Below are 17547 nucleotides of genomic sequence, written 5' to 3' on the forward strand. Positions count from 1 at the left end.
GAGGTATCTGCCATGACCATTGCACACGAATTTGGCAAGGACGTGCTGCTGACGGGGTGGGGGCATTCCCGGTTCGGGAAGCTCTCTGAGGAGACCCTGGAATCACTGATTGTCAAGGTCGCAACGGAGGCCATCGCCAACAGCGGCCTCGACGCCGGCAGCATTGATGAAATTGTGCTCGGCCAATTCAATTCAGGCATGATGCCATTGTCCTTCACCTCCTCCTTGGCGCTGCAGACCGATCCGGCACTGGCCAACGTGCCTGCCACCCGAGTGGAAAATGCCTGCGCCTCGGGTTCGGCAGCCGTCCAGCAAGGTGTGAAGTCCCTTTTGGCCGGGACAGCGCGCAATGTGCTGGTGATCGGGGCGGAAAAGATGACTCAGGCCCCGGCCTCTGTGGTGGGTGCGGCCTTGCTGGGTGCCGACTACGACACAGCCGGCAAGGAATCCACGACCGGGTTCACCGGCCTCTTTGCTGCCGTCGCCAAGGACTATGAAGCAAGATATGGCAAGGTCGGTGACGTGCTGGGATCCATTGCTGCCAAGAACCACCGCAACGGCGTGGACAACCCCTACGCACAACTGCGCAAGGACTTGGGCGAGGAATTTTGTCGCACAGTGTCGGAGCGGAACCCGATGGTCGCGGATCCCTTGCGCCGCACCGACTGCTCCCCGGTTTCCGACGGCGCGGCCGCAGTGGTGCTCTCCACCTCCCGCACTTCGGGAGCTGCAACCAGCCCCGTCAGGTTGACAGGATTTGGCCATGCCAACGATTTCCTGCCGGCGGCACGGCGGGACTCCACAGCCTTCGCGGCCACCAGAATGTCCTTTGAACGGGCATTCGCCATGGCCGGAACCCGCCTTGACGAGCTGGATTTCCTGGAAGTGCATGACTGCTTTACGATCGCCGAGCTGCTGATGTACGAAGCCGCGGGCTTGACGGAAGCAGGACAGGGCTCCCGTGCCATCACCGAGGGCTGGGTTCATCGGGAAGGGCGCCTGCCCGTCAACGTTTCGGGCGGACTCAAGGCGAAGGGCCACCCGGTGGGAGCCACCGGGGTGTCCCAGCACGTCATTGCGGCCATGCAACTCAGCGGCACCGCCGGCGCCATGCAGCTGCCGCAGGCGAGACGCGCAGCAGTCCAGAACATGGGCGGACTGGGCGTTGCCAACTACGTCAGCGTGCTTGAATCAATGTAAGCAAGATGCAGGGCCGTCCCGTGCCCTGGCCGGAACAGCTGTCCTTTCGCATTGGCGGAAAGTGCGCGAAAATGGGGGGAACAACCCGCATGCCAAGGGGCGGGCCCAAGGAAACGGGGACACCGTGAAACCTCGATTTGGCCAAGGCGCAGTGGTGGTGGGGCTGCTGCCGGAGCAGGACCCCGCGGTGCTGGAGTATGCGGCAGCGCTCGCGGCAGCATCCGGGGCTGAACTGGTGGGCGCCTATGTTGATCCCGGCAGCTACCTCATCGAGTGGGACCCCAGCGGCAATGTGATGGGCCAGTCCCTGGACAGGGCGCTGGACCCCGAGGACGAGGCGGCATCGGCGGTTCGCGAGCTTGGCCCGTTGTTCGAGGAGGCTGCCGGGGCCCATCAGCTGCGCTGCAGCTTCCGGGTTTTGGGCGGGGACCCGGCCATGGCCCTTGGCAGGTTGGCCGAGGCCATGTCGGCGGCCGTCATCGTGGTCGGTGCCCGGCGGCCGGGGATGCTTGCCGGCGTCAACGAGGTCCTGGCGGGATCCGTGGTGCGCAAACTGCTGGCGACGCAGCGCCTGCCGGTGCTGGCCGTACCCCGCGTCGATGCCCACCCTCCGTTGCACGGCTGAACTGCCCGGTCTGGCACCGCGCTAGGACAGGATGCCCAGCAGTGAGGTGTGGATCCAGTCGCGATAGCGGGCCAGGCTCCAGCCGAACTGTGCGACCAGTGTGGCGTAGCTGTCGGGATGTCCGAGCGTGAAGATTGCCGCTGCGGCGTCGTCGTCGCTCATGCCATTGGCCAGCCCGCCACGCTGGCGGATGGCGGCCGCGGCCAGCCGGTAGTGGGCCAGCCGCTGCTGGGCGCGTTCGTCCCGCAACTTTGCCACGGCGGGGTCGACGGCGGCCGCCTGGCTGATGGCGGTGAAGACCGCCTGGCTGCGGGGCATGCCCTCGGCGAACCAGTCTGCCAGCACGGCGATGACACCCTCCACGTCGGGCGCCAGCGCGACCCGATCCTGCATGAATTCCGGCACGGTTGATGGTGCGTTGGGCCCGGCAACCGCGGCATCGAGAACGGCTGAGAGCAGGGCCGGCTTGTTCCCCACGGAGTTGTAGATGGTTTGCACGGCGACGCCTGCCCGGGCAGCTATCGCCTCGATGGAGGTGCCGACGTAGCCGTTGGCCAAAAACAGCTCCCCGGCCGAAGCCACGACCACCTCGCGGGTCTGCATTGACTGGATCTGGCGACGACCCGGGCGTGCTGCTTTATCCACTGGCTCAACCATAAAAAAAGAATAGCATTCCAGTCACTGGAAGCGTATTCTAATGAAATAAATCCACTCCAGCTCCACGGAGGCGCATCATGGCTGGACATCAGTTGGGCGGGACGATCATTGTTGGTGCGGGGCAGGCCGGCCTGGCAGCCGCGTTTCAGCTCCGGGCCAGGGGCATCGGCTGCAGAATATTGGAAGCCGCAGAGTCGCCCGGCCAGGGCTGGCGGGATCGCTGGGACTCGTTGCGGCTGTTCACCCCGGCACAGTACTGCTCACTTCCCGGCATGGAATTTCCGGCACCCGGCGGAAGCTTTCCCACGAGGGACCAGGTGGCGGCATACCTGAGTGCGTATGCGGAGGCCCTGCCCGTCACCACGGGAGTTTCCGTCACCGGGATTCACCGTGACGGTGCGGGTTTCACCGTGGACACCTCTGCCGGAACACTCACCGCCAGCCAGGTGGTCATCGCCACCGGGGCGACCTCAACACCCTTCATTCCGGACATGGCGAGCAAACTTTCCCCCGCCATCCACCAGCTGCACAGCAGCGGGTACCGGAACGCGCCGGCACTTCCCGACGGCGGCGTGCTGGTGGTGGGTGCGGCAACCTCGGGCATTGAAATCGCCGTCGAGCTGGCTGCGGACCGCCGGGTATGGCTGGCGGGCCGGGTGCCCTTCCACATCCCCGATGCAGTCATTAACCATGCCGGTGGTGCGTACTGGCATTTCATCCACCGGGTGCTGACGCGCAGTACTCCGCTGGGGAAGAAAATTGCCAGGGATTTTACGGCGCAGGGCGGGCCGTTGATTTCCATTTCCATTGCCGATGCCCAAAATGCCGGGGTGGCCTGCCTGTCGCGTTTGGCAGAGGTGGCGGACGACGGGCATCCCGTCTTCGCCAACCACCCGCCCCTGGACGTGGCAACCATCATCTGGGCCACCGGGTACCAGCCCCGATTCGACTGGGTGGACGACGTGCCGGTTGACGGCAGGGGCTGGCCGGTCACCAACCGCGGAGAAGTTGAGACACTTCCCGGGCTGTATTTTGTGGGGATGCCCTTCCAATATGGGCTGACCTCGACCCTGCTGGGAGGCGTCGGACGGGACGCAGCCCATGTGGCGGACCGTATCGCCCTGCGGCAAAAACGAGGAGCCGGTTCGGCACGGGAAGTGCGCCGGGCCTGAGGCATGCGTTGTCAGTTTTTCGCAGCCACGGCCACCGCGAGTTGCGCCAGCCCCTTTTCAAAGTCGCCGCCCACCATCTTGTCCATGTTCATGAACAGCATGAACACCCGGCTCAGGCCCTTGTTTTCCCCTGTCATGGTCCACGTGACACGGGTGCCCCCGCCTTCGGGGGTAAAGGAGAACGTGGTGGGGTTGACGGCCTTCATGGGTTTTATGAATTCCAGGCGGAGGTGAATCCGTGAAGGCTCCGCGGCCTCCAGGATTTCCATAGTGCCGGCGCCGGCCTTGCGGTTGCCCTTCCACGCGTATTTGGCGCCCACGCCCTCGACGGGACCGGAATACGTGCGCTGCATGGACGGATCGACGCTTTCCCACGGCGACCAGTGGAGCCACTCCCGGAAGCTGGCGACCAAGGGGAAAATCTCCTCCGCAGGCGACGGGATGAAGGCACTGCGCGAAACGCTGAAAGTCGACATGGCGCAAGCTTATGCCGATGCAGCCGCCATGTCTGTAACACCAAATCGACAATAATGACCGTGCCGGTAAGCCGCAGCATCGTGGCAGGTCAGCCGGCAGTGTCGGTTCCCTCTGCGGCTTCCTGGGAGTGCATGCGGATTTCAGGCATCTCCAGGCCGTCGGTTCCTTCGGCCGCAATTTCGCTGTGCACGCGCGGGGTAGCAGGACCTCCGGCCGCGCTTGCCGTGTTTTCCGCCGTCCCGGCAGCGTCGGCGCTGGGTGCTTCTGAGTTGGGCATGGTCTGGCTTTCTCTTGTGCCGCCGGCACCTGACGGCCAGGCGGCCCCACCTTCATTGTGGCCCTTCCCTGCGGGTTTGTCATCGGACCCGGCAGCCGGGGGAGGTGGCGGGTCCCGCCGTCGTGCATCTGGACCGCGAAAGCGACAGACTGGGGACATGGAAAACCTCGTGGCACGGTGGCGCAGGGAGCTGCGCGGCACCTTCAGCAACAACTCTCCCACGGTCCCGCAGTGGGAGCTTGACCTGGAAAAGGGCGACGACGGCGGGTACTTTGGCCCGGAATCGGCGGCCTGGGCTGTGCACGGTTCCATGACGACGCTCGTGGCCGGGATCCAGTCGCTGTTGATCCAGGCCCTGCACCCGGGCGCGCTCGCAGGGGTCCACGACCATTCCAACTACCGCACCGACCCGCTGGGCAGGCTGGCCGGGACCATCCGCTGGATCTTCACCGTCAGCTACGGGGACACCGTGGCGGCACAGGCGGCCTCCAACAAGGTGCTGCACATTCACGACTTCATCCGGGGGAGCTACACGGCAACCAGCGGCGAAGCCCGGCCCTACATGGCCAACGACCCGGACCTGCTGCGCTGGGTGCACTTGGCGTTCACCCAGGCGTTCCTTGCCACCCACGAAGCGTACGGCAGCGCCATCCCGGGAGGCGCGGACGCCTATGTGGCCGACTGGGCCGTGGCCGGGGCCCTCATGCACGTGGCCAATCCGCCCACCACCCGGGCGGAACTGGACGCCCAGCTTGCCGACTTTATGCCCGAGCTGCGCCACGACGAACGGGTTGCCGAAACCGTCGCGTTCATCAAGGACCCGCCGCTGCCGCGCTCGCAGCAGGCCGGGTACAAGGTCCTCTTTGCCGCCGCAGTGGCCTCCCTTCCGCGGCACTACCGGGAGCTGCTGCAGCTGCGCGCCCCTCGGCTTGGCCCGGTCCCGCTTCCGGTGACCTTGCCCGCCAAGGCAGTGCTCGCCGTCGTGGGCTGGAGTTTGGGCTCACCCGGGCCCAGCGAAGCATCCGCCCGTGCCCGCAGGACGCGGTTGGGAGTGGAGCCTACGCCCAGCAAGCACGGCTAGGATATTTACGGCGCCTTTTGCCGACTACCTGTCACCAACTAACCAAGGACTGCACCCAGCCCATGACACCCCGCACCTTTTACCGCACCCTGTCCATCGCAGAGGCCGTCACCTGGACGCTGCTGATTGCCGGCATGATCATGAAGTACGCGCTGAAGCTGGGGGACTGGCCCGTCACGGTGGGCGGTTTTGCGCACGGTCTCGTGTTCATCGCCTACGTGACCACGGCCGTCCTGGTCGGGCTGAACCAGCGCTGGCGCCCGCGGATGATCGTGGGTGCTGCGCTGACCGCGTTTGTGCCGTACCTGACCATCCCCTTTGACAGGCGGCTGGAAAAGCAGGGCAGGCTCGACGGCGGATGGCGCACCACCGCGACCGACCACCCGCGCGACGGGCACTGGGTGCAGCTTGTGCTGCGCTGGATGCTGAACCGTCCGGTATTGCTGAGCGTGGTGTTTGTGGTGTTTGTTGGCGGGATCATGGCCACGATGATGTTTGTGGGCCCGCCCGGCGGCCGCGCCTAGGCGCTTTCGCTATTCGTTGGCGGCGTAGGGGTTGACTGCGCGGTCAAAGAACGGCGTGAACCACGACGACACATCGAGGTTGGCCATGCCGAGCTGCCCGGCCAGGGGGCTGCTGGCGATCCCGTCAAAGGCGGGATCGTAAAGCAGCTCATGGTCAAGGTCCTCAAACAAGTTGTCTTCGGCGCTGCCCCGCCAGTCCTCGGCTAATTCCAGGGCCGGGAGCATGTCCTGCAAAATTTCCACGCAGTCAAGCAGCAGCCTGAGGGCGAGCTCCTGCGCCACGCACGTGGGTGAGCGGTATGAGGTGGCAAGCGAGGTGCCCAAATCCAGTGTCACGGCCAAAAATCTCTGGGCAAACAAGGGGCCGTAGTGGGCCCTGTGCAGGGGTGGAAGGTCACCAAGCTGCATGGTTTCGGCAACGGCTTCGGGCTCGGTGCGCAGCGTCGAAACGTCATCAAAGAGTTGATCAACCAGAAATTCGAAGGCCCAGTGCATGGCACCGCGCAGGTTGGTGGCCCGGCGCAGGGACCGGCTCCGGAGGTCCGGGCTGGGTTCCTCCTGGTCATAACCGAGCAGCTCCAGCTCAAGGCCGGGCAGCTTGTCGGCGGACTGGAAAATGGTGCGGAGCCAGTCCTCCTCACTTTCCAAACCCCCAAGATCCAGCTCGTCAGGATCCAGGTCGCCAAGGTCCAGTTCCCCGGTCTCAGACTCTTCGAGGTCCGATTCGTAATCGCTGCTGGATGCGGCTGGCCGCGGTGCGGCAGCCTCGGAGGAACCGTCGATCCACAGGCTGGCGCCAAGTGCCGTGACGCCGGGGACTGCTCCCACCACGTCGTCGGGCTCAATCAGCATCATCAAGGCGGACTCCGGCCCCTCCGCCGCTTGCGACAGCAATTCGGCCACCTGTGTGGTGCCACCGTCGGACTGCTCGCGCGCCCAGGCTCCGGCATGCCGCTGGACGGCTGCCGGATCGTCGAACATCAAGTCAATTTCAAGGTGCAGCTTGGCCGTGTGCGGAGTGTCCATGCCCGGTAGCCTACCGTTTCACAAGCGCAGGGTCATTGGCTGCCGGGCGTCGGGCTTGTGGCGGCGCCGGCCAGCAACAGCCCCAGTCCGAAGTCAAAGGCGGCTTCCTCGTCGGCACCATCCAGGCTGGCCTCGAGCACACCGGCCTCGGTCAGGCCGTTGCGGGTCTGCTCATCAGAGACTGTTCCCAGAATGTAGTGTACGAGTGCCCGGGCGGCCCAGTCAGCTTGCTGCTCGGGAAGGCCGGCGGAGGCAAATTCATGGGCCGGCTGGCGGAGGGCGCTGAGGGATCCAGGGTCAAGGGAGTGGGTCAGCGCCACCACTTCGGCACCGTCTCGAACTTTCAGGAGAGCCTGGCGGATGGCCCGGGCCTGCAGCCGCAGGTTCATAAAGGCGTCCGTCGCCCGGACCTCGTCCGCGGGACCCGGCGTCGCCGGTGCCAGGATCATGACTGACAAGACGCCGAGCAGCTCCTGCTTGTTTTTCACGTGCCAGTAAAGTGCGCCAGGCTGCACATCCAAGTCCCGGGCCAGCCGCCGCATGGACAGGTCGGCCAGCCCAAAGTCACGCAGGATTCCAAACGCGGTTTCAATGACCTGGTCACGGGTGAGGGGCATGGGCAGCCATCTTTCGTCGGACTTGTGCTGGCGGGCCATCGGGCCCACCTCCATTTTGCCTCATGCCGGCAGCGGCACCCACTCGGCTCTCCCTGAGGTTGCTGGCCGAGCGGTGAGTGTGCAGTTTTGGCCCTTGAAATGCCGTTGCGGCCCTGCTTGAGGGCTGTTTGGGGGCCAGGACTGCGAAGTCACGATGGAAGGGGTGGCTTGTCTTGACGATGCCGAGTCGGGGAACCATGGATCCAGGTATAGAGGCCGCGCAGGAACGTCACGCAAACTCCCGGCATTTGACAGAACAGCCCCCAATTTTGATACTTGAACAGTGTTCAATAAATTTCAGGCCCTTGCCGACCGCCAGCTGTCCGGCGCCACCTTGACCCGTCAGGACGCCCTTGCCGTCCTGACTTCCTCCGATGACCAGCTGCTCGATGTGGTGGCCGCTGCGGCCCGCCTGCGGCGCGCCCACTTCGCCAACACCGTGAAGGTGAACTATCTGGTCAACCTCAAGTCCGGGCTGTGCCCCGAGGACTGCACCTACTGCTCCCAGCGGCTGGGCTCGGCCGCGCAAATCCTGAAATACACGTGGCTCAAAACGGACGAAACATTGAAACAGGCGGCGACTGGCGTCGCAGCGGGCGCCTCCCGCGTGTGCCTGGTGGCCAGCGGCAAGAGCCCCTCCGACCGTGACGTGGAACGCGTCGCCGGCATGGTCGAAGGGCTCAAGGAGCAGCACCCGGGTGTGGAAGTCTGCGCCTGCCTTGGCATTTTGAAGGACGGCCAGGCCGAGCGTCTCAAGGCCTGCGGTGTGGACGCGTACAACCACAACCTGAACACCAGCGAGGAAATGTACAAGGAGATCTGCTCCACCCACGAGTTCTCGGATCGCGTGCGCACCGTCGAGCACGCCAAAAACGCCGGGCTCTCACCGTGCTCCGGCCTCATCGTGGGCATGGGTGAAAGCAATGATGACCTGATCGACGCCATCTTCGCCCTCCGCGAGCTCGGCAGCGACTCCATCCCCGTCAACTTCCTCATGCCCTTCGACGGCACCCCGCTGGAAGGAACCTGGCTGTTGACGCCCGCCCAATGCGTGCGCATCCTCGCCGCCGTCCGATTCGCCTGCCCGGACGTCGAAATCCGCATGGCCGGCGGACGCGAAATGCATCTGCGCACCCTCCAACCGCTGGCCCTGAACATTGCCAACTCGCTGTTCCTGGGGGATTACCTCACCAGCGAAGGCCAGCCCGGAGAGGCCGACCTCGAGATGATCGCCGACGCCGGCTTCACTATCCTGGGCAGCGCCACTTCCACCCCCGGTGGCGTGCCCCAGGACGACGGCGACTCCGGGCCATCAGGCCATGTCGCCGCCGGAGCCCAGCCCGCCATCAGGCGCCGGGGAGCAGGTACGGAACTTGCCCCCAATGCTTAGCCGGTCCGACGTCGAACCCGCCTCCCGCCACAGGGCAAGCGGGGCAGCCCCGACTGTGGAAAACCGCTCCCTGGTGGAGCGCGACCGCGGACTGCTGTGGCATCCCTACGCCCCGTTGGACGGCCCCGCACCCTATGCCGTGACCGGGGCGGCCGGGACCCGGCTGGCGCTGCAGGCAGCGGACGGGAAGAACTTTGAGGTGGTGGACGCCATGAGTTCATGGTGGTCGGCAGTGCACGGCTACCGGAATCCGGCGCTCGACGCCGCGCTGCTGGAACAGGTCGGCAGCTTCTCGCATGTCATGTTCGGTGGTTTGACGCATGCCCCCGCCGTGGAACTGGCCGAGCGGCTCGTGGAGCTGGCGCCTGAGGGGTTGGAGCACGTGTTCCTGGCCGACTCGGGGTCCGTCTCGGTTGAAGTGGCCTTGAAATTGGCGGTGCAGTACCAGCGGGCTGCGGGGTTCCCGGGGCGAAGCCGCTTTCTGGCACTTGCCGGCGGCTACCACGGCGACACCTTTGCCGCCATGAGCGTGTGCGATCCGGTGGACGGCATGCACGCCGAGTTTCCGGGCCTCGTGGCCCGGCAGCTGTTTTTGCCCCGGCCACCGGCAGCCCGGCTGGTCGGCGGCGAACTGGTCTCCGATCCGCGGGAGGTGCAGGCGTGGATTGATGTTCTTGAGGAAACCGTCCGCAGCCACCGGGACGAGCTGGCCGCCGTCGTGCTTGAACCTGTGTTGCAGGGTGCCGGCGGAATGCACAGCTATGCACCAGAGTGTGTGCAGGCCGCCCGGCGCGTGGCCAGCGAACATGGCCTGCTGCTGATCCTGGACGAAATTGCCACCGGTCTTGGCCGCACAGGAAAGCTCTTTGCCGCCGAATGGGCCGCTGTGGCCCCTGACATCATGTGCGTGGGCAAGGCCCTGACCGGGGGATACCTCACGCTGGCGGCGATGCTGTGTTCGCGCGAGGTGGCGTCCGTCATCACGGCGTCACCGCTGCGGGCACTGTTGCACGGGCCCACGTTCATGGCCAACCCCTTGGCCTGCGCCGTGGCCGTGGCGTCGCTAAAACTGTTGGACGAGGTGCCATGGCGTGGGCAGGTGGCCTCCCTCGAGACCGGCCTGGCTGCGGCCTTGGCACCGGCGACCGGGCTGGCGCAGGTTCGGGACGTCAGGGTGCTCGGAGGGGTGGGCGTCATCCAGTTGCACAGTGCAGTTAATGTCCCGGCACTCACCCGGGCAGCCGTGGAGCACGGTGTGTGGGTCCGCCCGTTCCGGGACCTCGTCTACACCATGCCTCCCTATGTAAGCACCGCCGCGGACGTCGCCGTCATCGGGGCCGGCCTCTGTGCGGCCGTGGAGCAGGTGCACGGCTGATGGGAGCAGCAGCGTACGGTTCACCGGAGACAGGAACCGGTGCCATGGAAGAGTGGCTGCTTGGTCGTGCGGCAGTCCGCGAGCGCCGGGGCCTTGTCCGTGCCGCAGTGCCAGCACCCGCCGCAATGCCCGTCGCCGGGGCTACGGTGCCAACGCCCCCATCCGGCGGTGCCGTGACGGCCGGATCCGAAGCGGTGCTGGATCTGGCATCCAATGACTATCTGGGCCTGTCCCGGGACCATCGGCTCACGGATGCGGCCATCGAAGCCGTCCAACAATACGGTTCAGGTGCCCGGGCGTCTCGAGTGGTCAACGGAACGCTGCCGGTGCACACCCATCTCGAAGAGCAGCTGTGCCGCCTGACTGGCGGGCAGTCCGCCCTGGCGTTTTCTTCCGGCTACCTGGCGAACCTCGGTGTGCTGACGGCACTGGGCGGCCCGGGAACACTTCTGGTCCTGGACGCCCACGTGCATGCCTCACTGCTGGACGCCGCCCGGCTGTCACGTTCCCCGGTGGCCACCGTTGCACACGGAGATCTGGCGGCGGTGGAAGCGGCGCTGAAGACACGCACCCAGCCAAGAGCCGTCGTCGTGGTTGAATCACTTTATTCGGTGCTGGGGGATGCTGCGGACCTTGGTGCCCTGGCCCAACTGTGTGCACGTCACGATGCCTGGCTGCTGGTTGATGAGGCGCACGGGATCGGAGTGGCCGGGCAGGGGCGCGGTGCCGTGCATGCGGCGGGTCTCTCCGGTGCCGGGCTCTCGGGTGCCGGGCACTCGGGTGCCGGGCACGTTGTCCTGACGGTGACCTTGTCCAAGGCTCTGGGATCCCAGGGCGGGGCCGTGGTGGGACCGGTTGCCCTGCGCGAGCATCTGGTCAACACCGCACGGCCCTTCATTTTCGACACTGCATTGGCTCCGGCAGCTGCAGCAGCCGCCGCCAGGGCGGCGCAGATCATTCTCGCCGAGCCGCAACTGGCCGGGCGGCTGCACAGCAACGCTGCCACCTTGGCCCAACTGTGCGGCATCATGCGCTCGCCGGGCGCCGTCCAGTCCATTCCGCTGTCGTCAGCCCGGGAGGCCGTGTCCGTGGCCACCGGCTTGCGGGCCGCCGGGGTGCTGGTGGGCTGTTTCCGGCCGCCCAGCGTGCCCGACGGCGTGTCCCGACTGCGCCTGACCGCACGGGCAGATCTCGTTCCCGGCGAGATCGAACGCGCGGCCGGGCTGTTTCGGCAGCTGGTGCCGGCGCTGACCGCAGGAAGTGCCGTCGGAGACGACTCACACAGGGAGAGGACACGAACATGAATTACCACGTTGTGGGCGAGCCCGCCGCCGTCAGGGAAGTCATGCGGCGCACCGGCGACTTTGCACCCACCAACGCCCTGACCTCGGTGGTGCCACTGGCGCCGGCCACACTGCGGATTCTCAGCAAGGCCGGATTCGCCCTGCCACCGGTGCTGGCATCTGCCACGGGGGAGCGGCACCGCGCCGTGCGGAAGGTGGTGGCCGGGTTCTTCACCCCGGCGAAGGTGGCCGCCGTGACTCCGCGGGTGCGGGCGCTGGCCCGGCACCATATTTCAGCGACGGCCTCCGCCTTGGACGCGGCGGCGTCGCATCCCGCCGCGCTGAACCCCGCACCCGTTGACCTTTCCCTGTCCCTTGCCCGCCACGTTCCGCCGGTCATCATGGCAGAGCTCACCGGACAGCGGAACCCGCCCCTTGGCGAGCTGAAGACATGGAGCAGGGATTCACTGGAGCTGTTCTGGGGCTGGCCCGACGCCGAACGGCAGATCGAGCTGGCCACCAGTGCCGCGTCGTTCTACGACTGGCTGCGCGGCGAGGTGAACGCCAGCCGCGGCAAGGACTCCCTGTACGGGGTGTTGCTGGCAGCCGGGCTTTCCACCGCCGAAGTTTGCTCGCTGGGCTACTTCCTAGTCATCGCCGGGCAGGAGACCACCTCCCAGCTGATCAATACGGCCTTGTACCGGGGGATCGGCCTCGGGGCCGCGGGCTGGCAGGAGCTCACTGGAGCAGATGGTGCCGTCCGGCATGTGCGGGAAGTATTGGCTGCCGAATCGTCGGTGCACACCTGGCGCCGTTCCGCCCTGCACGCAACGGAACTGAACGGCGTGGCGTTGCCTGCCGGAGCCGAGATCCTGTTGGAACTTTCGGGCCGGCATGGCCCCGATGCGCAGCCCACGGCCTACTCCCTGGCCTTTGGGCACGGGCTGCACCGCTGTCTTGGTGCCAAACTGGCCGAACTGGAAACCACCGTCGTGCTGCAGGAAACGGCCGCAGGCCTGCCGGACCTGGAACTGGCGGGACCGGAACCCGGGTGGTTGCGGCTGCTTTCCTTCCAAACCCCGAGGTCCGTCACGGTTGCAAGGAGCCCGCGGTGAGCGGGGCCCCGGTGGGGCTTCCCGCCGTCGTGGTTGTCACCGGCACCGACACGGACGTGGGCAAGACACTGACGACGGCGGCACTTGCCGCGGCGCTCCAGGCCGAAGGCGCCGCCGTGGCCGTGTACAAACCGGTCCAGACAGGTGTGGTTGCCGCGGAAGCCGGCGATGTGGGAGAGGTGCGTCGGCTGGCTGGAACTGTTGCCTGCAGTGACGGGGTGCGGTTGGTGCTGCCCATGGCGCCGGTTGCTGCGGCTGTGCGTGAGGGAGCGGCACTGCCGGCGCTCGTCGACCATGTCGCTGCCATCCGGGGACTGGCCGTCCGGCATGACCACGTCCTGGTGGAAGGCTCCGGCGGATTGCTGGTTGAGCTGGACGGGGAGGGGAACACCCTTGCCGACCTGGCCGCCGAATTCCCGGACGCGGCGGTGGTCGTGGTGTGCCGCAGCGGCCTGGGCACACTCAACCACACAATGCTGACACTGGAGGCGCTCGCAGTCCGTGGGATTGCTGCCGCCGGGCTGGTGGTGGGTTCATGGCCCCGGGAGCCAAGCATGGTGGAACTGGACAACGCGGAATTCCTGGCACAGCTGACCGTGCCCCTGCTGGGCAGGCTGCCAGCAGGCGCCTCGAGGCTGAACGGGGCACAATTCCGCGCCGCAGCCCCGGGATGGTTGGGCATCCGGGGTGGTTTGGCACAGCGATGAACACTGCCGCACCGGTGGGCTGATGGGAGCGTCGCGGTGCCGGCACGGGGCTTTGGCAGGGGCGCTAGCTCAAACGCTGCTGCAGGTGCACGCTGACCTGCTCGCCGGCGTCGGACTTGCCAATTGCCTTGCAGAGGGCTGCCCGCAGCGGAAGCCAGTGCGGGCCGGTGCCTGAGGGCATCAGCGTGGCCTGAAACGGTGTTTTGCCGTCCAGGGTGCCTGAAACCTTGATGGCCCGGCGCGTGCCCAGAAGTTCATCGGAGCCCGCCACCACCAGATACGTGGCAAAGGCGCCCTCCTTGCAGATCGGCGCAGTAAAGGTGAAGTCCAGCGCCTGCGGTTCCTTGGGGGCTGCCATGGGCGGTCCTATGTTCGGTGTGGGATCGGTCCCCTTCAGGATAGACGGCGCGGCAAGTGGGGCGCAGCGGCGCTGGCGGGCAGGTGATGGCGCTGCGGTGACGTTCGTCCGGCAAGGTGCGGCCGGCTTGAAAACTGCTGAAAATGTGGTCACAAAGAAATATTCGAGAATATTTGGAAATGGACTGGATAAATGCACTCTCGGTGCTGTAGCTTTATTATCAGTCCCGAGAACCCTCCGGGATGTCCGCGTGCAATTGAAGGGAGGCCATGATGTTTACAATTATCAAGTCCGGAGTTATCGGATCTCGTCATGCCTTGCCCGGCACGCCTGTCGATCGCCGTCACGGCTAGCGCCGTCACCGCGTAGGGCCGCCGCCGCAAGGCTGCCCGAGTCAGGCTGTCGTTCGGCAGCCGCATTCCGACCGATCAGCACTGGTCATTTTCCACACTTTCTGTAGGCACAGCTCTGCAATCACGCCGTCGGCGCGATTGACAGGTTCTTGCTTGCCGGTGGTGAAGACTCTTGACTGCCGGGCGGATAATACGCACAAAACAACTCGCGCTCTTTTGTGCTCTGATAACGCCGTTTTCCATTCATTTCACAATGAAATAGAGGCCTTATTTGTCGCGCCACAATATGTCCAGCAATTCACAGCCAGCATCGAAAGGGGGTGCCACCATGAATCCCAAGCCCACAAAGTCGTCCATCAAACGGATCTTCTTCACCCCCGTTGACCACCAAAAATTCACCGAGCTTCGCGAACGCCAGTATCGCGAGATCGTCCGGGTTGACCTGTTCAACATCCGCTAAACCCTTCTGCCAACGATGGCGTGCCAGCGACGGCACACCGCTGAAAGGAGGGGCGAGATGGCCATTACACATTTCGTACACCCCATTCCCACCGCAGGCACGGTGCACATTGCACCTGCCGGACACCGTGAACAGCCCGTGCTGACCAGCACGGGCTGTTTCATTTAAACGGCCAAAGCTGAAAGCGCAGCCGTGCGGCTGCCGGAGGTCTCGCGCAGCCTGCAGTGAGGCATTACGCTGGTTCCAACCACCGAGCCGCAAGGACGAACCCATGAGCATTCCGGAAGTCGCCACGAACTGCTGCTGCGCCATGGACCTCGAGACTGCCCGGCGGACGCGCACCGATGCCTGCCTGAGCCCGGCCGGACACTGACCATGGACGTGCTGGAATTCCGCGACGGTGGCGAATGGGAGTCCTGGCTGGAAAAGTTCCATGACCAGCAGGACGAGGCGTGGCTGCGGATCGGCTGGCTTCATTCCACGGAAGCACGCATCAAGATTGACGAGGCAGGTGGCGTGGCCCTGTGTTTCGCGTGGATAGACGGCCAGCGCAAGACCTGCGACGAGGGGTCATTTTTGCAGCGCTATTCGCGCCGCCGGGCGGGGAGCGCCTGGTCCAAGGTCAATGTGGATCGTGTTGAGGCGCTTCTCCTGGCCGGGCGCGTGCATCCGGCCGGAATTCAGGAGATCGAGGCGGCCAAGGCCGACGGTCGCTGGGGCGGCGCCTACGAACCGCAACGCACCGCCGGTGTGCCGGCAGAGCTGACGGCGGCGCTGGCAGCGAACCCGACTGCCCGTGCTGCCTTCGAGGGCCTTGGCCGGTCCGAGCGGTACCTCCTGATGCTGCCACTGCTCAAGGCCCACACGCCCCGCGGCCGGGCAGGTGCCATCGCCCGCATTATTGTCCGGCTGGGACTCTAGTCCGGCCGGGTCGCCAGGACCGTGTGGGCCCGAGGCAACCCGCGGCTACTGGCCCACCCTGCCGTCAATGCATTCGCGCAGCAAGTCGGCGTGCCCGCTGTGCCGGGCATACTCCTCGATCCTGTGCACCTGCAGTTCACGAACCGAAATCCGGTCTTTTCCAAGCCGCTCACCAAGATCCGGGTGCCCGGCCAGGGCGGCATCGGTGGCCGACTGTTCGCGCGCCAAAGTGGAGAGGGCAAGATCCACCTCGGCCTGCACCGCCACGAGGTCATCGAAGTCTGCATCGCGTGGTCCATAAATTTTCGGCAGCGGGCCGCCGTCGCTGATCCAATTGCGCCAGTCCCTTTCGTCCTCGGCCAGGTGGCGCAGGAGGCCAAGCAGAGACATGCTCGACGGCGGCACGGACCGGGTGGCCAGTTGGTCCGGGTCAAGGCCCTCACATTTCATCAGGATGGTCATGCGGTAGCTCGCCAAGTAATCCTGCAGCGTCGCCAACTCACCGTCTGGGCTTGCACCCTCGCGGGGATCGTCGCCGGGGTCGGCCCACATGTCGGGATAAATGGTCGACTTTGTCCATCGTGCGGGTTGTTCACTCAGGCGTTGCATCCTCATCCAATTTCAGTGGCGACGACCCCCATGCGATCCGCCGGGCCGTGCTCCCAGCAGTGGTCCCTGGCGGGGAGGGCTACGCCGGCCGGCTGTTTTGGCCGTCAAGCCACAACTCGGTTGACTCATCACTGTGTGTTCCGCCGGTGGCCACATGTTTGTCGCTGATGGTGGGACCGTTTTTGACAATGTGCACGATGGCCATCGCGTGCCCGCGGCCAAGGGCGTAGTCCTCCTTGAGCCAATCGATGATGGCGCCGGCCTTCACTGGTTCCTTGTCCAGTCCGCGGTCGTGGGCCAGTGCCAGCAACTGCCGCGGAGTGAGTCCGGTCTTGTTCTCGATCGTGTCCAGATACGCCTGAAATGACATGGTTGGCTTCCCATCGGATTCTTTTGTTTCGGACGGCGGCTGGTGCGGCCGTGCGGTTTCGGTTGGCAGCTGGCAGCGCGCTCAAACCCAGCAGTCATCAATCGGCGGCAACTGCACCTTCCCAACGGGTGAGAAGGTCGGCGGCAACGCCGATGGCGATGCTTGCCGGATCTTTCGCTGTTATGTCAGGGGCACCAATGGGGCAGGTGATCCTGTCGATCTCCGTGTCGTCGTGCCCCTCGTCGTGGAGCCGCTTGCGAAAGCGCGACCATTTGCTGCGTGAGCCGATGAGTCCGATGTAGGAGGGCTTGGCCCGCAGCGCAGCTTCGCACAGCATCAGGTCCTCGGCGTGGTCATGCGTGAGCACGAGAACCGTGGCTCCATCGGGAAGGTCGCGCAGCACCACCTCGGGCGCCGGCTCGTGGTGGACGGACACCGTGGCCAGCCCGTGCATCAGCGGCTGGAGCCGGCTGGGGGAGACTGCCTCCTCGCGTGAGTCGACAAGCAGCAGGTTCACCGGTTGCCGGGCAAGAACATGGGCGATTTCATAGCCAACGTGGCCGAGTCCAAATATTGCCACCGTCCGCCTCGGGTTCAGGATCTCAAGCAGGACACTGACCTCGCCGCCGCAACACTGCACGCCATGGGTGGTGGCAACCTTGTCGTTGAGGGCAAACGCCATGAGCTCGGGAGTGCCGTTGCCCAGGGCGATGAGCTCCCGTGCCCGGTCGATGACACTGGCCTCAAAATTTCCGCCGCCGATCGTTCCCCACAGTTCATCCGCCGAGACCACCAGCTTCGCCCCCGGGTTGCGTGGCGAATGGCCGCGCACCTGCGCGAGCGTGGCGACAACCGCCGGTTCGTTTCGCTCACGCAGCTGCACAAGCGCTGCCAACCAGTCCATGGCAAAC

General features: G+C 65.6%; 21 protein-coding genes. 12 read left to right on the forward strand and 9 right to left on the reverse strand.

The window, feature by feature from the left end:
- The first annotated feature begins 12 nt into the window (after positions 1–12).
- Together ACT3TS_RS12525 and ACT3TS_RS12530 are read left to right on the forward strand one after the other, a co-directional pair.
- Positions 13–1200, forward strand: coding sequence for an acetyl-CoA acetyltransferase (locus ACT3TS_RS12525; protein WP_444531848.1), 1188 nt, complete (start codon positions 13–15; stop codon positions 1198–1200).
- Between the two features lie 124 nt (positions 1201–1324).
- The gene (locus ACT3TS_RS12530; RefSeq protein ID WP_444531849.1) at positions 1325–1825 is read left to right on the forward strand and encodes a universal stress protein; all 501 of its coding nucleotides are present in this window, start codon (positions 1325–1327) and stop codon (positions 1823–1825) included.
- Positions 1826–1846: 21 nt separating this feature from the next.
- On the opposite strand, the gene ACT3TS_RS12535 is transcribed toward ACT3TS_RS12530, so the two are convergent.
- On the reverse strand, positions 1847–2482 hold the full coding sequence (locus ACT3TS_RS12535; protein ID WP_444531850.1) for a TetR/AcrR family transcriptional regulator: 636 nt from the start codon (positions 2480–2482) through the stop codon (positions 1847–1849).
- A 77-nt stretch (positions 2483–2559) separates the two neighbouring features.
- On the opposite strand from ACT3TS_RS12535, the gene ACT3TS_RS12540 reads away from it, so the two are divergent.
- Complete coding sequence (locus tag ACT3TS_RS12540; RefSeq protein ID WP_444531851.1) at positions 2560–3654, forward strand: flavin-containing monooxygenase; 1095 nt, start codon at positions 2560–2562, stop codon at positions 3652–3654.
- Between the two features lie 11 nt (positions 3655–3665).
- Here the strand turns inward: ACT3TS_RS12540 and ACT3TS_RS12545 are convergent, their stop codons facing one another.
- Positions 3666–4130, reverse strand: coding sequence for an SRPBCC family protein (locus tag ACT3TS_RS12545; protein ID WP_444531852.1), 465 nt, complete (start codon positions 4128–4130; stop codon positions 3666–3668).
- Between the two features lie 89 nt (positions 4131–4219).
- A complete protein-coding gene (locus ACT3TS_RS12550; protein ID WP_444531853.1) occupies positions 4220–4408 on the reverse strand; it encodes a hypothetical protein in 189 nt (62 codons plus the stop codon).
- A 157-nt stretch (positions 4409–4565) separates the two neighbouring features.
- On the opposite strand from ACT3TS_RS12550, the gene ACT3TS_RS12555 reads away from it, so the two are divergent.
- Positions 4566–5489, forward strand: coding sequence for an oxygenase MpaB family protein (locus tag ACT3TS_RS12555; RefSeq protein ID WP_444531854.1), 924 nt, complete (start codon positions 4566–4568; stop codon positions 5487–5489).
- A 62-nt stretch (positions 5490–5551) separates the two neighbouring features.
- Positions 5552–6013, forward strand: a complete 462-nt coding sequence (locus ACT3TS_RS12560) for a DUF3817 domain-containing protein (protein WP_444531855.1) — start codon at positions 5552–5554, stop codon at positions 6011–6013.
- 9 nt (positions 6014–6022) lie between these two features.
- Here ACT3TS_RS12560 and ACT3TS_RS12565 read toward each other — a convergent pair whose 3' ends face one another.
- Both ACT3TS_RS12565 and ACT3TS_RS12570 read right to left on the reverse strand, forming a co-directional pair.
- Complete coding sequence (locus ACT3TS_RS12565; RefSeq protein WP_444531856.1) at positions 6023–7039, reverse strand: hypothetical protein; 1017 nt, start codon at positions 7037–7039, stop codon at positions 6023–6025.
- 32 nt (positions 7040–7071) lie between these two features.
- A complete protein-coding gene (locus ACT3TS_RS12570; protein ID WP_444531857.1) occupies positions 7072–7695 on the reverse strand; it encodes a TetR/AcrR family transcriptional regulator C-terminal domain-containing protein in 624 nt (207 codons plus the stop codon).
- A 283-nt stretch (positions 7696–7978) separates the two neighbouring features.
- Here ACT3TS_RS12570 and bioB point away from each other — a divergent pair, with 283 nt between their 5' ends.
- Genes bioB through bioD form a run of 5 tightly spaced genes read left to right on the forward strand, consistent with a single transcriptional unit; the run spans position 7979 to position 13565 of the window.
- Positions 7979–9085 carry a biotin synthase BioB gene (bioB, locus tag ACT3TS_RS12575; RefSeq protein ID WP_444531858.1) on the forward strand — a complete coding sequence of 369 codons (1107 nt, stop codon included), beginning with the start codon at positions 7979–7981 and terminating at the stop codon, positions 9083–9085.
- Positions 9078–10460, forward strand: coding sequence for an adenosylmethionine--8-amino-7-oxononanoate transaminase (locus ACT3TS_RS12580; protein WP_444531859.1), 1383 nt, complete (start codon positions 9078–9080; stop codon positions 10458–10460). The genes bioB and ACT3TS_RS12580 overlap by 8 nt, the downstream gene beginning before the upstream one ends.
- A complete protein-coding gene (locus tag ACT3TS_RS12585) occupies positions 10460–11764 on the forward strand; it encodes an 8-amino-7-oxononanoate synthase (protein WP_444531860.1) in 1305 nt (434 codons plus the stop codon). Before ACT3TS_RS12580 ends, ACT3TS_RS12585 begins: the two co-directional genes overlap by 1 nt.
- Positions 11761–12858: a cytochrome P450 gene (locus tag ACT3TS_RS12590; RefSeq protein WP_444531861.1), complete on the forward strand. Its 1098-nt coding sequence runs from the start codon at positions 11761–11763 to the stop codon at positions 12856–12858. Before ACT3TS_RS12585 ends, ACT3TS_RS12590 begins: the two co-directional genes overlap by 4 nt.
- Entirely contained in the window at positions 12855–13565 is a 711-nt protein-coding gene (gene bioD / locus ACT3TS_RS12595) for a dethiobiotin synthase (protein WP_444531862.1), read from the forward strand. The genes ACT3TS_RS12590 and bioD overlap by 4 nt, the downstream gene beginning before the upstream one ends.
- 64 nt (positions 13566–13629) lie before the next feature.
- Here the strand turns inward: bioD and ACT3TS_RS12600 are convergent, their stop codons facing one another.
- Positions 13630–13923: a DUF1905 domain-containing protein gene (locus ACT3TS_RS12600; protein WP_444531863.1), complete on the reverse strand. Its 294-nt coding sequence runs from the start codon at positions 13921–13923 to the stop codon at positions 13630–13632.
- Positions 13924–14604: 681 nt separating this feature from the next.
- Here ACT3TS_RS12600 and ACT3TS_RS12605 point away from each other — a divergent pair.
- Together ACT3TS_RS12605 and ACT3TS_RS12610 are read left to right on the forward strand one after the other, a co-directional pair.
- Entirely contained in the window at positions 14605–14736 is a 132-nt protein-coding gene (locus tag ACT3TS_RS12605) for a hypothetical protein (protein ID WP_444531864.1), read from the forward strand.
- 375 nt (positions 14737–15111) lie between these two features.
- Positions 15112–15657: a YdeI/OmpD-associated family protein gene (locus ACT3TS_RS12610; protein WP_444531865.1), complete on the forward strand. Its 546-nt coding sequence runs from the start codon at positions 15112–15114 to the stop codon at positions 15655–15657.
- A 45-nt stretch (positions 15658–15702) separates the two neighbouring features.
- Here the strand turns inward: ACT3TS_RS12610 and ACT3TS_RS12615 are convergent, their stop codons facing one another.
- From ACT3TS_RS12615 to xdhC, 3 genes are all read right to left on the reverse strand, one after another.
- A complete protein-coding gene (locus ACT3TS_RS12615; protein ID WP_444531866.1) occupies positions 15703–16272 on the reverse strand; it encodes a mycothiol transferase in 570 nt (189 codons plus the stop codon).
- Between the two features lie 73 nt (positions 16273–16345).
- Positions 16346–16636 carry a DUF4287 domain-containing protein gene (locus tag ACT3TS_RS12620; protein WP_444531867.1) on the reverse strand — a complete coding sequence of 97 codons (291 nt, stop codon included), beginning with the start codon at positions 16634–16636 and terminating at the stop codon, positions 16346–16348.
- A gap of 97 nt (positions 16637–16733) precedes the next feature.
- Complete coding sequence (xdhC, locus tag ACT3TS_RS12625; RefSeq protein ID WP_444531868.1) at positions 16734–17540, reverse strand: xanthine dehydrogenase accessory protein XdhC; 807 nt, start codon at positions 17538–17540, stop codon at positions 16734–16736.
- Positions 17541–17547: the final 7 nt, after the last annotated feature.

The sequence above is a fragment of the Specibacter sp. AOP5-B1-6 genome, assembly GCF_052376555.1.
In the GTDB taxonomy this organism is placed as follows: Bacteria; Actinomycetota; Actinomycetes; order Actinomycetales; family Micrococcaceae; genus Specibacter.

Bases quoted from the DNA above. Each gene is read 5' to 3' on its own strand.
- ACT3TS_RS12525 (WP_444531848.1), top strand. From the start codon at position 13: ATGACCATTGCACACGAATTTGGCAAGGACGTGCTGCTGACGGGGTGG.
- ACT3TS_RS12535 (WP_444531850.1), bottom strand. From the start codon at position 2,482: ATGGTTGAGCCAGTGGATAAAGCAGCACGCCCGGGTCGTCGCCAGATC.
- ACT3TS_RS12540 (WP_444531851.1), top strand. From the start codon at position 2,560: ATGGCTGGACATCAGTTGGGCGGGACGATCATTGTTGGTGCGGGGCAG.
- ACT3TS_RS12545 (WP_444531852.1), bottom strand. From the start codon at position 4,130: ATGTCGACTTTCAGCGTTTCGCGCAGTGCCTTCATCCCGTCGCCTGCG.
- ACT3TS_RS12550 (WP_444531853.1), bottom strand. From the start codon at position 4,408: ATGCCCAACTCAGAAGCACCCAGCGCCGACGCTGCCGGGACGGCGGAA.
- ACT3TS_RS12555 (WP_444531854.1), top strand. From the start codon at position 4,566: ATGGAAAACCTCGTGGCACGGTGGCGCAGGGAGCTGCGCGGCACCTTC.
- ACT3TS_RS12560 (WP_444531855.1), top strand. From the start codon at position 5,552: ATGACACCCCGCACCTTTTACCGCACCCTGTCCATCGCAGAGGCCGTC.
- ACT3TS_RS12565 (WP_444531856.1), bottom strand. From the start codon at position 7,039: ATGGACACTCCGCACACGGCCAAGCTGCACCTTGAAATTGACTTGATG.
- ACT3TS_RS12570 (WP_444531857.1), bottom strand. From the start codon at position 7,695: ATGGCCCGCCAGCACAAGTCCGACGAAAGATGGCTGCCCATGCCCCTC.
- ACT3TS_RS12580 (WP_444531859.1), top strand. From the start codon at position 9,078: ATGCTTAGCCGGTCCGACGTCGAACCCGCCTCCCGCCACAGGGCAAGC.
- ACT3TS_RS12585 (WP_444531860.1), top strand. From the start codon at position 10,460: ATGGGAGCAGCAGCGTACGGTTCACCGGAGACAGGAACCGGTGCCATG.
- ACT3TS_RS12590 (WP_444531861.1), top strand. From the start codon at position 11,761: ATGAATTACCACGTTGTGGGCGAGCCCGCCGCCGTCAGGGAAGTCATG.
- ACT3TS_RS12600 (WP_444531863.1), bottom strand. From the start codon at position 13,923: ATGGCAGCCCCCAAGGAACCGCAGGCGCTGGACTTCACCTTTACTGCG.
- ACT3TS_RS12605 (WP_444531864.1), top strand. From the start codon at position 14,605: ATGAATCCCAAGCCCACAAAGTCGTCCATCAAACGGATCTTCTTCACC.
- ACT3TS_RS12610 (WP_444531865.1), top strand. From the start codon at position 15,112: ATGGACGTGCTGGAATTCCGCGACGGTGGCGAATGGGAGTCCTGGCTG.
- ACT3TS_RS12615 (WP_444531866.1), bottom strand. From the start codon at position 16,272: ATGAGGATGCAACGCCTGAGTGAACAACCCGCACGATGGACAAAGTCG.
- ACT3TS_RS12620 (WP_444531867.1), bottom strand. From the start codon at position 16,636: ATGTCATTTCAGGCGTATCTGGACACGATCGAGAACAAGACCGGACTC.
- xdhC (WP_444531868.1), bottom strand. From the start codon at position 17,540: ATGGACTGGTTGGCAGCGCTTGTGCAGCTGCGTGAGCGAAACGAACCG.